Below are 14,486 nucleotides of genomic sequence, written 5' to 3'. Positions count from 1 at the left end.
TGCGAAATGCATCACGTCATTGCGGATCGGTTGTTAAGTGGCGGTCAAAATACACCGCAAAGTGTCGATTGTCGCAACCGACCAATCAGGATGCCGGCATCGTCCACGATGTCGGCAATGACCCCGATAGACAACGCCGGCGATGTTCCGGTAGTGCCGGCCGCTGGCCGGCACCCCACAGATCGGGGGCAATGCCGGCCAGCGGCCGGCACTACCGATACGGGCGTCAGCTCGACAGATGCTCGATCGCCGCCACCTTGCCCAGGCGCTCGCCCAGCATCGTCAGCAGCGCCAGGCGGTTGCCACGCAGTGCCGGATCTTCCGCGTTGACCATCACGCCATCGAAGAACGCGTCGACCTGCGGACGCAGGCGCGCCAGGCGTGCCAGCACCGCCACATAATCCTTCTGGTGCAGGCTGGCGCCGGTGTCATCGATGGCGGCGGTCACCGCTTCGGCCAGCGCGCGCTCGGCATCTTCCTGCAGCAGTGCCGCGTCGATCTGCGCCGGAATCTCGCCCTCGGCCTTGCGCAGGATGTTGCGGATGCGCTTGTTGGCCGCGGCCAGCGCCTCTGCCTCCGGCAACGCGGCGAAGGTGCCGATCGCATCCAGGCGGCGATCGAAGTCGTACAGCGAGGCCGGCTTCAACTCGGCCACCGCGTTGAAGTGCGTGGCCGGCACGCCCTTGTCGCCGTAGTAGCCCTTCAGGCGGTCGAGGATGAAGTCGTACAGCTCGCCGATATCGGCCTGCACGTTGCGCGCGGCCAGGCCGGCATTGGCGCTGGCCATCAGCGCGCGCAGGTCCAGTTCGAAGCCGCTTTCGATGATCGTGCGGGCCAGGCCCAGCGCATTGCGGCGCAGCGCGAACGGATCCTTGTTGCCGGTCGGCTTCAGGCCTGCAGCGAAACCACCGGCCAGCGTATCCACGCGTTCGGCGATGGCCAGCACCTTGCCCAGCGGCGACAGCGCGATGTCGTCACCACCGAAGCGTGGCTGGTAGGCCTCGTCGATGGCCAGTGCTACGTCGGCCGATTCACCACCGGCGACGGCGTAGTGGCGGCCGGCGATGCCCTGCAATTCCGGGAATTCGTTGACCATGCGCGACTGCAGGTCGTTCTTGGCCAGCTCGGCAGCCCGCCTGGCCTGCGCCGGATCGGCACCGACCTGGGCTGCGATCACTTCGGCCAGTGCGGCCACGCGCGCCACCTTGTCGGCCACGCTGCCCAGCTTGGCCTGGTAGGTCACCGTCTTCAGGCCGTCGCCCATCGACACCAGGCCCTGCTTCAGGTCCTCGTCGAAGAAGAACTTGGCATCGGCGAAGCGCGGGCGGATCACCCGCTCGTAGCCCTTGGCCACTTCGGCCACGTCCTTCGATTCGATGTTGGCGATGCCGATGAACTTCTCGGTCAGCGTGCCGGCGGCATCCAGCACCGGGAAGAACTTCTGGTTGATCTCCATCGTTTCGATCAGTGCTTCCTGCGGCACTGCCAGGAAGGCGCGTTCGAAGCTGCACAGCACCGCCGACGGCCATTCGACCAGGTTCACCACCTGCTCCAGGTTGTCTTCAGTGATGCGGGCGCTGCCACCGGCCCCGGCTGCAGCGGCCTCGACCTCGGCGACGATGCGCGCACGTCGCTCGCTCGGGTCGACCAGCACAAACGCGGCGCGCAGCGCTTCAACGTAGTCCTGCGGCTGCGCCAGCGACACGGCCTGGTCGTGGTGGAAGCGATGGCCACGGCTGGCACGGCCGGCCTGCAGGCCGAACAGTTCGGCCTCGACCACGTCGGCGCCGTGCAGCAGCACCAGCCAGTGTGCCGGGCGGGCGAAGCCCCAGGCGTGATCGCCCCAGCGCATCGGCTTGGGAATCGGCATCGCCGCGATCGCCTCGCGCAGGATGTCCGGCAACAGGCTGGCGGTGCTCGCGCCCGGGGTCACCGCGCGGTGCACGAAGCGCTCACCCTTGTTGTCGGTGGTCTTCTCCAGCGCGGTCCAGTCGATCCCGGCCTTGGCGGCGAAGCCCTGCAGGGCCTTGGTCGGCTGGCCTTCGGCATCCAGCGCGATGTTCAGGTACGGGCCCAGCACTTCGCTGTGCTGTTCCGGCTGTTCCAGGCCGACGCCCGGCAGCAGCACGGCCAGCCGGCGCGGGGTCGACAGCGGGCGGGCATCGCCCAGCTCCAGCGCGACGCCACGCTTGCGCAGGCCTTCGACAACACCGTCGAAGAACGCCTGGGCCAGGCCCGGCAGCGCCTTGACCGGCAGCTCCTCGGTGCCCAGTTCGATCAGCAGGGGGGACAATTGGCTCATCGGTTCGATCCTGTGGTGGGGGCGCAGCGCGCAACGCGTCCGGCGCCCCGGGTAGTTGATGAAAAGCGGGACGGTGCAGGAAGGCGGTCAGGCCTTCTTCGCACCCGGGAAGCCCAGCTTCTCGCGCTGCTCGTAATACGCCCTGGCCACCGCCTGAGCCAGCGCGCGCACGCGCAGGATGTAGCGCTGGCGCTCGGTCACGCTGATCGCGCGGCGCGCATCGAGCAGGTTGAAGGTGTGGCTGGCCTTCATCACCTGCTCGTAGGCCGGCAGCGGCAGGCCCACTTCCACCAGCTTCTGCGCTTCACGCTCGCAGGCATCGAAGCGGTGGAACATTTCGTCCACGTCGGCGTATTCGAAGTTGTAGGTGCTCTGCTCCACCTCGTTCTGGTGGTAGACGTCGCCGTAGGTCACCGGCTGGCCGTCCGGGCCGTAGGTCCAGACCAGGTCATAGACGTTGTCGCAGTTCTGAAGGTACATGCACAGGCGCTCGAGACCGTAGGTGATCTCGCCCAGTACCGGGCGGCACTCCAGGCCACCGGCCTGCTGGAAGTAGGTGAACTGGGTCACTTCCATGCCGTTGAGCCAGACTTCCCAGCCCAGGCCCCACGCGCCCAGCGTCGGCGATTCCCAGTTGTCCTCGACGAAGCGCAGGTCGTGCACCAGCGGATCGATGCCCAGTGCCTTCAGCGAATCCAGGTACAGCTGCTGGATGTTGTCCGGCGCCGGCTTCATCGCCACCTGGTACTGGTAGTAGCGCTGCAGGCGGTTCGGGTTCTCGCCGTAGCGGCCGTCGGTCGGGCGCCGCGACGGCTGCACGTAGGCCGCGTTCCAGCTTTCCGGACCGATCGCACGCAGGAAGGTGGCCGGGTGGAAGGTACCGGCGCCCACCTCCAGGTCGAGCGGCTGGATGAGCACGCAGCCCTGCTGGGCCCAGAACTGGTTCAGGGTCTGGATCAGGCCCTGGAAGGTGATCGGAACGGTCGGGGTCGCGGACATGCGTACGAGTCTTGGCCGGCAAGGGGGTGCGCTAGTATAACGGCCGACCTGCGGGGCATTCCGTACCCGGGAGGAGCAGGCAGATGGAACATCGGCTGCCGGTGGGCACGCCCGGCGAGCCAGGCGGCGTCCCGCTGCCTTGGGGCCGCCTGCATTTCGAGCAGGTCGGTGCGGCGCTGCTGGCCGACGGCCTGGTTGCCGAGCACGAGGGCGAGCGCATGCGGTTTTCCGCACAGGGCGCGCGCAATGCCAGTGAAGTGCACCCGCTGGTGCTGCTGTCCAACCTCAAGCTGGCCACCCGCGACGGCGGCGAACTGACCCTGGAACGCCTGACCGAATGGCTGGCCCAACGCACCGGCAGCCGCTACCTGCGCATCGATCCGACCCGGGTCGACGTCGCTGCGGTCACCGCGCTGGTCTCCCACGCCTATGCCCGTCGCCACCGCTTCCTGCCGCTGGCAGTGGATGCCGAACGGGTGCTGGTGGCCACCAGCGAGCCGCTGGTGCAGGAATGGCGCCGCGACCTGCAGCACCTGACCCGCCGCCGCATCGAGCTGGCGGTGGTCAATCCGCTCGACCTGCACCGCTACACCATGGAGTTCTACGGGGTGACCCGTTCGGTGCGTGGCGCGCGCGGCGACGTCCGCGGCGAGGCCAACACCACCTTGCCCAGCTTCGAGCAGCTGGTCGAGCTGGGCCGCACCGGCGACGTCAATGCCGACGACCAGCACATCGTGCACATCGTCGACTGGCTGCTGCAGTACGCCTATGAGCAGCGCGCCTCGGACATCCACCTGGAACCGCGCCGCGAGATGGGACGCATGCGCTTCCGCATCGACGGCGTGCTGCACAAGGTGTTTGAGGTGCCGCCGGCGGTGATGACCGCGGTGGTCAGCCGCATCAAGGTACTCGGCCGAATGGACCTGGCCGAGCGCCGGCGCCCGCAGGACGGCCGCATCAAGACCCGCTCGCCGGGTGGCCGCGAGGTCGAGATGCGCCTGTCGACCATGCCCACCGCGTTCGGCGAGAAGTGCGTGATGCGCATCTTCGACCCCGATGCCGCCTTCAAGAGCATCGACCAGCTCGGTTTCAGCCCGCAGGAGGCCGCTGGCTGGAATGCCCTGGTCGAGCGCCCGCACGGCATCGTGCTGGTCACCGGCCCGACCGGCTCGGGCAAGACCACCACCCTGTATTCCACGCTGAAGCGGCTGGCCACGCCGGACGTGAACGTGTGCACGGTGGAGGACCCGATCGAGATGATCGCCCCCGAGTTCAACCAGATGCAGGTGCAGGCCAACATCGACCTGGACTTCGCCAGCGGCGTGCGCACCCTGCTGCGGCAGGACCCGGACATCATCATGATCGGCGAGATCCGCGATCTGGAGACCGCGCAGATGGCGGTGCAGGCGTCGCTGACCGGCCATCTGGTGCTGTCCACCCTGCACACCAACGATGCACCGTCGGCGGTCACCCGCCTGCTCGACCTGGGCGTGCCGCACTACCTGCTGGCCAGCACCCTCAACGGCATCCTCGCCCAGCGCCTGGTGCGTACCCTGTGCCCGCACTGCAAGCAGCCGCACACCCTTGCTGCTGCCGACTGGGCGGTGCTCGCTGATAGCCAGGCTGCATATCCAGATGCCGCCACGCCCTGTCGTCCGGTCGGTTGCCTGGAGTGCCGGCGCACCGGATTCCTCGGCCGCATCGGCCTGTATGAGTTGCTGCCATTGGGCTCGCGGCTGCGCGGGCAGATCCGCGCCGACATGGATCTGGCCGGTTTCACCCGTGCCGCGCGCGCTGAAGGGCTGCGAACCCTGCGCCAGGCCGGGCTTGAAAAGGTGGCGCAGGGGCTGACTACAATCGAGGAAGTCCTGTCAGTGCTGCCGCCCCCGGATGAACCCAGCCCCCTTCCTGATCCTTGAAACCGGCCGCCCGGTACCGTCGCTGCGCCGCTACGGGCGCTTTCCGCACTGGATCCGCGTCGCCGCCGGGCTGGAAGAGCACGAGACGGTGGTGGTCGATGTCGAACACGGTGGCGCCCTGCCCGATCCGCACGGTTTTGCCGGCGTACTGGTGACCGGCTCGGCCGCCTTCGTTACTGACCACGCCGACTGGAGCGAGCGCAGCGCGGCGTGGCTGCGCCAGACCGTCCACGCCGGCCTGCCGGTGTTCGGCATCTGCTACGGCCACCAGCTGCTGGCGCATGCGCTGGGCGGTGAGGTGGCCTACAACCCGGCCGGGCGCGAGTCCGGCACGATCGAGCTGGAGCTGCAGCCACAGGCGGCACAGGATCCGCTGTTCCAGGGCCTGCCGCAGCACTTTGCCGCCCACGCCACCCACCTGCAGACCGTGCTGCGCGCGCCCGACGGTGCCGAGGTGCTGGCACGCTCGCCGCTGGATGGCTGCCACGCGTTCCGCTGGGGGCGCCAGGCCTGGGGCGTGCAGTTCCACCCCGAATTCGCCACCCACCACATGCGCGGCTACGTGCGCGCCCGCGCCGACTGCATCGGCCGCCACGGCGGCTGTGCGCGCAGCATCGAGCGCGCAGTCAGCGCCGCACCGCTGGCCCGCCAGCTGCTGCGCCGCTTCGTCCGACAGGCGCGGCTGTCTTCAGCCCAGCCGGCGGCAAAACAGGGATAATCAGCGGCACGGGCAACCGCCCGTCCCCTCCTGTCCTTCCCGGATGTCCATGAAAGAGATTCGCAAGCTGCCGGCCTCGGCGGGCGCCCAGTGGTTGCTGGATACGTTCTCGCTGTATCGGCGTGCGCCGCTGCAGCTGGCCAGGATCGGCCTGGCCTGGCTGCTGGTGAGCTGGGTGGTCACCCTGTTGTCGACGCTGATTCCCGGCGCCGCCGGCATGGCCGTGCAGCTGATGACCCTGGCCATCTCGCCGATCATGTTCGGCGGCATGCTCTATGCCGTGGGTGAGATCGACGAAGGCCGCCCGGGCCTGTCCTCGCACCTGCTGCAGCCGATCCGCGACCACCGTGTCAGCCACCTGCTGGTGCCGCTGGCGATCCAGGTGCTGGCGGTGCTGCTGCTGGGCGCGTTGCTGTTCATGATGATCGGCCGCGAAGGCTTCACCGCCTTCAGCGAGGTCATGACCAAGATGGAAGAGATCAGCCGCAGTGGCCAGCAGATCAAGCCGGACGATGCCGCGGCGCTGGTCGCCAACCTGCCGGCCAAGCGCATCGCGCTGTGGATGCTGCTGGTGTTCCTGAGCGCGGTCGCACTGTCGCTGGCAATGTTCACCCAGCCGGCGCTGGTGGTGTTCGACAAGCAGAGCGGCATGCACGCGCTGCGCCTGAGCCTGCAGGGCTGCATCGAGAACATCGGCGCGATGATCGTGTTCGCCGTGCTCGGCCTGATCGCCGCGTTCTGCATCTACATCCTGTTCGTGATCGTGATCCAGATCGCGATGCTGATCGGTGGCCCGCTGGCCGCCGCCTTCATCGCCCAGCTGGTGCTGACCACGGTGCTGATGCCGCTGTATGTCGGCGCGGTCTACGCCGCGTGGAAGCAGATGTTCGTGCACCGTGGCAGCCGCGCAGCACCGCCGGTCCCGACCACCCCGGCCTCAAGCGACATCTTCCACGCCTGACGAAAAAGGGGACGGAGGGGATTAAGTCGTTTGTGCCACTGTGCCGATAACGACTTAATCCCCTCCGTCCCCTTTTTTAGGCGGCGGGTTTCTTCACCGCCGACGATGGCACCAGCCAGCGTGCGGCGTGGATGCCCAGCTCGTAGAGCAGGCACATCGGGATCGCCAGCATCAGCTGCGAAACCACGTCCGGCGGGGTCAGCACCGCCGCCAGCACGAAGATGCCGACGATCGCGTAACCACGTCCTTCCTTGAACTGCTGCGGCGTCACCCAGCCCAGCAGGACCAGGATCACCATCGCCACCGGCAGTTCGAAACTGCCACCGAAGGCGAAGAAGATCGCCAGCACGAAATCCAGGTAGGCATTCGCATCCGGGGTGATCGCGATCACGTCCGGGCTGAAGGTGGTCAGGAAATGGAACACCGCCGGCAGCACCAGGAAGTAGGCGAAGGCACAGCCGGTGTAGAACAGCAGTACCGAAGACACCAGCAGCGGCACCGCCAGGCGCTTCTCACGCGCGTAAAGCCCCGGGGCGACGAAGGCCCACAGCTGGTACAGCAGCCACGGCACCGCCACGAACAGGGCCACGAAGAAGGTCAGCTTCAATGGCGCGAAGAAGGCACCGGCCGGATTGGTCGCGATCATCGTCTGCCCGTTGGGCAGCTGCGAGACCAGCGGTTCGGCCAGCGCGTTGTACAGCTTCTGGGTAAATGGCAGCAGCGCCAGCAGCACCACGCCCAGGCCCAGCAATGCGCGCACCAGGCGGCCGCGCAGCTCCACCAGATGTTCGACCAGCGAGCTTTCGCCGAAATCCTGTTCACTCATGGCTGGCGCTCCGGGCTGCTCTGCGGCGGCGGCGCACCGGCTTCAGGGGGTGTCGCCGGCGTCGGCTCGGGAGCAACGCTCTCCTGTGCCGGCGCATCGGCATCGGGCGCAGCGCTCATATGCGGCGGCAGATCCGCAGGCGCCGGTGCGCGAACCTCCTGCGCCAGCGTATCGCCCTGCTGCTGCGCCTGCTGCGCTTCGCGACGGATCGCTTCACCGCTGGCGCGCAGCTGGTTCTCGGTGTCCTGCATGCCTTGGCGCACGTCCTGCATCTGCCGCTTGATGTCCTCGGCCTGCAGTTCGCGCTCCAGTTCCTGTTTCACCGAATCCCACTGATTGCGGGCACGGCGCACCCACAGGCCGGCGAAGCGGGCCGCCTTGGGCAGGCGCTCGGGACCGAGCACCACCAGGGCGACCACCGCGATCACCAGCAGTTCGCTGAAGCCGATATCGAACACCGCAACCGCTCCGGATCAGCGAGCGTTACGGTCGTGCTCGTCCTGCGCGGTGCGCGAGGCGTCCTGGCTACGCGACTCATCGCCCAGCTGCGCGTTCGGCTTGTCTTCGTCGCGCATGCCCTTCTTGAATTCCTTGACCGCCGAGCCGAGGTCCTTGGCGCCACTGGTCAGGCGCTTGGTGCCGAACACCAGCAGGACGATGGCCAGCACGACCAACCAATGCCAGATGCTGAAACTGCCCATAAAGACGCTCGTTACGTTAGTGATCAGGCTGTCGAGCATAGCGCACCGGGTGTCAGCCGGCGCGCGTGACGAAAGTCAGTTTCCGCCCAGCGTTTCCGTACGGATTTCACCCTCGCTCACCGGCTGGAAGCCCTGCTGCTGCGCCGGTGGGTTCTGCGGCACATTCTGCAATGGAGCGGTGACGGCCTCGGCCGGTGCGGCCGGGGCTGCCTGAACAGGGGCGGACACAGTGGCGGGCGCCGGGCGCGGTACGTTGCCGCCATTGCCACTGCGGTTGTTGCGGGCAGCGTAGGTGGCCTCTTCCAGGCGATCCCTGAAGGCAATCACGTCCATCGAAGGCGCGCCCGCAGCGCGGCCTTCGAAGATCATCCGCGGCGTGGTGTTGCTGCCGTACGCGTCAAGGTTGGCGGCGTCATCGATCTGCAGCACCGCACCGTCCAGGGCAACTCCGGCAAACAGGCCACGGGCACGCGACCACGACCAGATCTCGGCCTTCAGCTGGCCATCCGTTGCGGCGGCCGCATTGCGGCCGACCGGGCCGGCCGCAACACCGGCGTCAGCACCCAAGGTGAACTTGCCATTCACCAGGTTGTCCAGGCTGCGGTCGTTGCGGAACACCAGCACCACGTCGGAGGATTGCACGCCGGCCTGGAAACCGATGCTGCCCCCGGTCAGCTTGACGAACACCGGATTGGACCAGGCGCCATTGGGCATGCGAACCGACATCAGGCCGTGGCCGCGGCGGCCACCGATGACCAAGCCAGCCTTGATCGTGTCGGGAATGACGATGACCGCGCGGCCTTCGTCGAGCAATTTATCCGGAATGCCCTGTTCAGGAATTTCCTGGATTTCAGCCAGCACGCGCACGGCGTTGCGGGCGCGCTGGTCTTCCTGCGGTCCGGCCATGGCCTGGCTGGACAGCAGGCTGGCGGCGATCAGCAGGGCTTGGATCGGGCGACGCATGGCAGGCTCCAGAAGTCAGTCCATAGGAAGATATAGCAAGTGACTGAAATTAGTGGTGTTGCCATGAATCCCCAATGAGCGTTCCCTGCCCGCATTGATGCGCGCTATGCCTGCAATCCGAACCCTGCATCCCGGTGCGGCGCCGGATAGGCGACAATACCGCCCATGCTCGACGCACCCGATACCGCCGTGCTGGCGGTCAACCTAGGCACGCCCGAGACGCCGACGGCCCCCGCCGTACGCCGTTACCTGGCCGAATTCCTGTCCGACCCGCGCGTGGTCGCGATTCCGGCACTGCTCTGGCAGCCGCTGCTGCGCGGGCTGATCCTGCCGCTGCGAAGTGGCCGGTCGGCGGCCAAGTACGCCCAGGTCTGGCTGCCCGACGGCTCACCGCTGATGGTGCATACGCGCCAGCTGGCGCAGGCCATGCAGGCCCTGCTGCCGACCCTGACGGTGCGCCATGCGATGCGTTACGGCGAACCGGCGCTGGCCGGCGAGCTCGACCGTCTGGCCGCCGACGGCGCGCGCCGGATCGTGGTGCTGCCGCTGTACCCGCAGTACTCCACCACCACCACCGCCTCGGTCGAAGACCGGGTCGATGCGTGGCAGCGCCGCAACCCGGGCGTGACCGTGAGCCTGGTGCGGGATTACTCGGTCGATCCCGGCTGGGTCGAGGCCGTAGCCGGATCGATCCGCCGCTACTGGGAACAGCACGGTCGCGGTCAGAAACTGATGTTTTCCTTCCATGGTATCCCGCAGCGCCTGGCCGACGCGGGCGACCCGTATCCGCAGCGCTGCGAGGCCAGTGCGCAGGCCATCGCCAATGCACTGGGCCTGGGCAAGGACGACTGGCAGATGGGTTACCAGTCGCGCTTCGGCCGCGAGCGCTGGTTGCAGCCGTATGCCGAGCCCAGCCTGTGGGCGCTGGCCGAGTCCGGCGTGAAGCAGATCGACGTGGTCTGCCCCGGATTTGCCACCGACTGCCTGGAGACGCTGGAAGAGGTTGCGCTGGGCTTCACCGAAACACTGGCCGAGCGCGGTGCGACGATGCGCTACATCCCCTGCCTCAACGCCGAGCCGGAGCATGCACGCGCCCTGGCACGGCTGGCCGTGTCCTCGCTGGCATGAGCCTGCAACGGTTTGAACTCCAGGTCGGGGGCGCACGCGTCGCCGGCCTGCGCAACCACGGCGGCGGCCCACGCGTGCTGGCCCTGCATGGCTGGCTCGACAACGCCGCCAGCTTCGTGCCGCTGGCGCCGCACCTGTCGGCGTTGCAGCTGGTTGCCATCGATCTGCCCGGCCACGGTCACAGCGCGCACCTGCCGGCGGGTGCCAGCTACACCACGGCTGCCGCGATCTGCCACGTACTCGATGTCGCCGACGCACTGGGCTGGGACCGATTCAGCCTGCTCGGCCATTCAATGGGTGCCGGCATTGCCAGCCTTACCGCCTCGGTCAGCGACCGTGTCGATCGGCTGGTGGCGATCGAAGCACTCGGCGGCCTGCGCGGTCCCGAGGAAGAAACGGCGCATCGCCTGCGCGAGCATGTGAACGCCACGCGGGCGTTGGCACGCAAGCAGCTGCGCGTGTTTCCCGATCTGGCAGCGCCGATCCGCGCGCGGATGATGACCAACCAGCTCAGCGAACCCTGCGCACGGCTGCTGGTCGAGCGCGGCGTGGAACCGGTCGAAGGTGGCTACCGCTGGTGCAGCGATCCGCGCCTGATGCTGCCCACCGCGATCCGCCTCAGCGAAGGCCAGATCGACAACCTGCTGCAGGCCATCGCCTGCCCGACGCAGGTGATCTATGCCACGCCGGCGCAGTCCTACTATCCCGAGCCGATGCGCAGTGATCGCCTGCAGCACCTGCGTGATGGACGGCTGGCCGTGTTTCCCGGCAACCACCACCTGCATATGGAAGACCCGGCACGCATCGCCGGGGTGATCCTGCGCTTCCTCAGCAACGACAACGCCGGCTGAGTCGCAGCGTCCGCGCACTTCATTCTGCGCAGTTGCGGCCGATACATCGGTTGCGGGCCACTGCGTCCGCAGCACGTGGGCCCGGTCGGGCCTGCGGCGTGTGTCTGGTCCTGCAAGGAAGTCCGCATGCCCGCTCCATTGCTCCGTCACCCACAGGATGTGGTCACGGCGCCCCGTCTGCGCGACGTTGATTGCGTCGCATTCCCCGAATTCCCGGTCCATGCCCTGGCCACGCACTCGTGCGTGCGCCACCGTGTGGCCGTAGCCGTCTGCTGATCCAGGAGTCGCCGATGTCCGCTGCATCCACTCGTCCCCCCGATACCGCCCGCCTGCCGCATCTGCAGCAGCTCGCCCACCGCGCTGACCGCCGATTGCTGATCGGCAGTGCGGCACTGGCGGTGGCCGGCCTGGTGCTGGCCCTGCGCGGGCCTCATGCCCTGACCGCCTCGCTGGTTGCGGCCGCTGTGCTGCCTGGCATATGGCTGGCCGGTCCCAAGGCCGGCCATTGCGTCACCCGCAATGGCCTGGCGCTGTTGTTGTCGCTGCAGCTGGCAGGGCTGTGCGCGATCACGGGCCTGTCACCGGCGTTGCCGATTGCACTGCTGCTGGGCGTGCTGTTGAGCCATCGTGATCGCCTGCCGGTATGGCTGGCCGGTGGCATCGGCACGCTCGCGCTGCTGGCGCCGTTGCAGGACGGTGCCGCGCTGTGGCCAACGCTGCTGCAGGCCAGCATGTTCGCGGGCCTGACCTTGTTCCTCGGCCAGGTCGCACTGCGCCTTCGGCAGCAGACCGAGGCCCTTGGCCACGGCCCGCGTCGGCTTGCCGCGCTGGCACGCGACATTGCCACCGGTGCCGATCTTGGTGCACATGCCGACACCAGCGCCTATGCACCGGGTTCACTCGCCCACGCCCTGGCCGACACTGCACGCCACGTGCAGACCCAGCGTGGACTCGAGGCGGCGGCGCATGCCGAGAATGCGCAGATCCGCCAGGCGCTGGATGCCTCGCGCACTGCGATGATGATCGCCGACAACGATCACGTGATCCGCTATGTGAACCGCTCGGTGGTGGCTCTGCTGCGCAACCAGCAGGCGACACTGCGCCAGGCCTTCCCTGACTTCGATGCCGAACGCCTGGTCGGCAGCAGCATCCATCGCTTCCATGCCAACCCGGACCGCATCCGCGCCATCCTCAATGGCCTGCAGACCAGCCACAACGGCAAGGTACAGATCGGCCCGGTGCACTTCGCCCAGGTGGTCACCCCGGTGTTCGATGCACAGGGCATGCGCCTCGGCTTCGCCGTGGAATGGCATGACCGTACCCAGGAGCTGGCGCTTGAGAACGCCGTGGCCGGCATCGTCGCTGCTGCCGCTGCCGGCGATCTGGGCCAGCGCCTGCAGGCAACCGAAGGCGCCAGCTTCCTCGATGGCCTGACCGGTGGCATCAACCAGCTGCTCGATACGCTGGGCAGCACCGTCGATGAAGTACGGCAGATGCTTTCGGCGCTGGCCAACGGCGATCTTGATCGGCGCATGCGCGGTGAGTACCACGGTGCCTTCGCCGCGATCCAGCGCGATGCCAACGCCACCGCCGGCCAGCTGGCGCGCATGGTGGGGCGCATCCAGCAGTGCGCAGCCTCGATCAGTACCGCCGCCAGCGAGATCGCTGCAGGCAATGGTGCGCTGTCCGAGCGCAGCGAGCGCCAGGCGGCGCACCTGCAGGAAACCGCTGCCTCGATGGAGGAGCTGACCGCCACCGTGCGCCAGAATGCTGCGCATGCGCGCGAGGCCAGTGAGCTGGCTGCGTCCACGCAGAGCGCCGCCAGTGATGGCAACACCGCGATGCAGCGGGTTGTCGACACCATGCAGGCGATTGAAGGCGCCTCGAAGCGGATCGGCGACATCACCGGCGTGATCGATGGCATCGCCTTCCAGACCAATATCCTCGCGCTCAATGCGGCGGTGGAAGCCGCGCGTGCCGGTGAACAGGGCCGTGGCTTCGCCGTGGTGGCCAGCGAGGTGCGCGTGTTGGCGCAGCGCTCCGCCGCCGCCGCACAGGAAATCAAAAAGCTGATCGATGAGGCAGGCCGGCAGGTGGGCGAAGGTGCCCAGCTGGTGGCCGACGCCGGCAAGCGGATGCAGGGCATTGCCGGCGGCGTGGAGGATGTCAGCCACCTGATGCGCGAAATTTCCGCAGCGTCGCAGGAGCAGTCGACCGGTATCGAGCAGATCAACCAGACCGTGGTGCAGATGGACCAGGCCACGCAGCAGAACGCGGCGCTGGTGGAAGAAGCCACCGCGGCCGCACGCGAGCTGCAGTCGCAGGCGGGGACGCTTACCGAGGCGGTATCGGTGTTCCGCCAGCAGGAACCGCACGAGGTCCCGCGGGCCGCCTGATCCGGGCCTGCAATGCGATCCTGGTCAAGACGGCGCCCGCAGGGCGCCGTTTTTTTGCCTGCTTCTGCGTGATGGGTCAGGAAAAGTCCGCTTCCGGATCTGCCGTGAGGAGCGGCCAGCCCTGTTTGGCGCCGCATCCACACACGGCGTGGATCTACCGGTAGTGCCGGCCGCTGGCCGGCAATCGATTGGTAGCGGCCAACCTTGGTTGGCGCAATGCTTCCTCGTGGACGGCATCCACGCATGGCGTGGATCCATCGGGCGATGTAACGCCATCGGGTTGCCGGCCAGCGGTCGGCACTACCCACGTTTCCTGCGCACAAAGAAAAACCCCGCTGCGTCAGCAGCGGGGTTTTGGGTATAAACCCTGGCGATGACCTACTCTCGCATGGCTTGAGCCACACTACCATCGGCGCAGCTGCGTTTCACTTCCGAGTTCGGGATGGGATCGGGTGGTTCCACAGCGCTAATTTCACCAGGGAGGCTTTTGGAGTGTCGCACTCGTCCCTGCGGACAAGGCGCCAGCCTCGCATAGTTCTTGTGACGTAGCGTGCACTTGGATGCTCTTACGACGCTGTCGCAAAGCCAAGGCAACTTGAGGTTATATGGTCAAGCCGCACGGATCATTAGTATCAGTTAGCTCAATACATTGCTGTACTTACACACCTGACCTATCAACCACGTAGTCTACATGGTTCCTTCAGGGGGCTTGTGCCCCGGGA

12 protein-coding genes and 2 rRNA genes are annotated in these 14,486 nt (G+C 67.4%); 6 read left to right on the top strand and 8 right to left on the bottom strand.

The genetic code is table 11. The annotated features are described in order from the left end of the window. Window positions 1-226 precede the first annotated feature (226 nt). The gene (gene glyS / locus AC5P8U_RS14680; protein ID WP_447897556.1) at window positions 227-2,302 is read right to left on the bottom strand and encodes a glycine--tRNA ligase subunit beta; all 2,076 of its coding nucleotides are present in this window, start codon (window positions 2,300-2,302) and stop codon (window positions 227-229) included. 87 nt (window positions 2,303-2,389) lie between these two features. Then, the gene (gene glyQ, locus AC5P8U_RS14675; protein WP_005420440.1) at window positions 2,390-3,301 is read right to left on the bottom strand and encodes a glycine--tRNA ligase subunit alpha; all 912 of its coding nucleotides are present in this window, start codon (window positions 3,299-3,301) and stop codon (window positions 2,390-2,392) included. Window positions 3,302-3,384: 83 nt separating this feature from the next. Here glyQ and AC5P8U_RS14670 point away from each other — a divergent pair, with 83 nt between their 5' ends. The 3 genes from AC5P8U_RS14670 to AC5P8U_RS14660 are packed head-to-tail and all read left to right on the top strand — an operon-like array spanning window position 3,385 to window position 6,899. Beyond that, window positions 3,385-5,220, top strand: coding sequence for a GspE/PulE family protein (locus AC5P8U_RS14670; protein ID WP_072168857.1), 1,836 nt, complete (start codon window positions 3,385-3,387; stop codon window positions 5,218-5,220). After that, entirely contained in the window at window positions 5,192-5,938 is a 747-nt protein-coding gene (locus AC5P8U_RS14665) for a glutamine amidotransferase (RefSeq protein ID WP_072168856.1), read from the top strand. Before AC5P8U_RS14670 ends, AC5P8U_RS14665 begins: the two co-directional genes overlap by 29 nt. A 49-nt stretch (window positions 5,939-5,987) precedes the next feature. Next, the gene (locus AC5P8U_RS14660; protein WP_072168855.1) at window positions 5,988-6,899 is read left to right on the top strand and encodes a BPSS1780 family membrane protein; all 912 of its coding nucleotides are present in this window, start codon (window positions 5,988-5,990) and stop codon (window positions 6,897-6,899) included. 76 nt (window positions 6,900-6,975) lie between these two features. Here the strand turns inward: AC5P8U_RS14660 and tatC are convergent, their stop codons facing one another. From tatC to AC5P8U_RS14640, 4 genes are all read right to left on the bottom strand, one after another. After that, window positions 6,976-7,725 carry a twin-arginine translocase subunit TatC gene (gene tatC / locus AC5P8U_RS14655; RefSeq protein ID WP_005420449.1) on the bottom strand — a complete coding sequence of 250 codons (750 nt, stop codon included), beginning with the start codon at window positions 7,723-7,725 and terminating at the stop codon, window positions 6,976-6,978. Further along, a complete protein-coding gene (gene tatB, locus AC5P8U_RS14650; protein WP_072168854.1) occupies window positions 7,722-8,183 on the bottom strand; it encodes a Sec-independent protein translocase protein TatB in 462 nt (153 codons plus the stop codon). The genes tatC and tatB overlap by 4 nt, the downstream gene beginning before the upstream one ends. Before the next feature lie 15 nt (window positions 8,184-8,198). Further along, on the bottom strand, window positions 8,199-8,426 hold the full coding sequence (gene tatA / locus AC5P8U_RS14645) for a Sec-independent protein translocase subunit TatA (protein ID WP_005420453.1): 228 nt from the start codon (window positions 8,424-8,426) through the stop codon (window positions 8,199-8,201). Window positions 8,427-8,501: 75 nt separating this feature from the next. Then, the gene (locus AC5P8U_RS14640) at window positions 8,502-9,389 is read right to left on the bottom strand and encodes a lipid-binding SYLF domain-containing protein (RefSeq protein ID WP_447897557.1); all 888 of its coding nucleotides are present in this window, start codon (window positions 9,387-9,389) and stop codon (window positions 8,502-8,504) included. A 165-nt stretch (window positions 9,390-9,554) separates the two neighbouring features. Here AC5P8U_RS14640 and hemH point away from each other — a divergent pair, with 165 nt between their 5' ends. The 3 genes from hemH to AC5P8U_RS14625 all read left to right on the top strand — a co-directional run bounded on the left by hemH (window position 9,555) and on the right by AC5P8U_RS14625 (window position 13,764). Continuing rightward, a complete protein-coding gene (gene hemH, locus AC5P8U_RS14635) occupies window positions 9,555-10,517 on the top strand; it encodes a ferrochelatase (RefSeq protein WP_065177801.1) in 963 nt (320 codons plus the stop codon). After that, on the top strand, window positions 10,514-11,368 hold the full coding sequence (locus AC5P8U_RS14630; RefSeq protein ID WP_447897558.1) for an alpha/beta fold hydrolase: 855 nt from the start codon (window positions 10,514-10,516) through the stop codon (window positions 11,366-11,368). The genes hemH and AC5P8U_RS14630 overlap by 4 nt, the downstream gene beginning before the upstream one ends. 290 nt (window positions 11,369-11,658) lie before the next feature. Continuing rightward, the gene (locus AC5P8U_RS14625) at window positions 11,659-13,764 is read left to right on the top strand and encodes a methyl-accepting chemotaxis protein (RefSeq protein WP_447897559.1); all 2,106 of its coding nucleotides are present in this window, start codon (window positions 11,659-11,661) and stop codon (window positions 13,762-13,764) included. Window positions 13,765-14,129: 365 nt separating this feature from the next. On the opposite strand, the gene rrf is transcribed toward AC5P8U_RS14625, so the two are convergent. Continuing rightward, a 5S ribosomal RNA gene (rrf, locus tag AC5P8U_RS14620) occupies window positions 14,130-14,244 on the bottom strand. Window positions 14,245-14,369: 125 nt separating this feature from the next. Beyond that, window positions 14,370-14,486 (bottom strand): 23S ribosomal RNA (locus tag AC5P8U_RS14615); the annotation flags it as partial.

This window comes from Stenotrophomonas sp. YJH_SMC_81, assembly GCF_059370875.1.
Note: the sequence above shows the minus strand (reverse complement) of the source record. Positions and strands in the feature narration are given on the sequence as shown.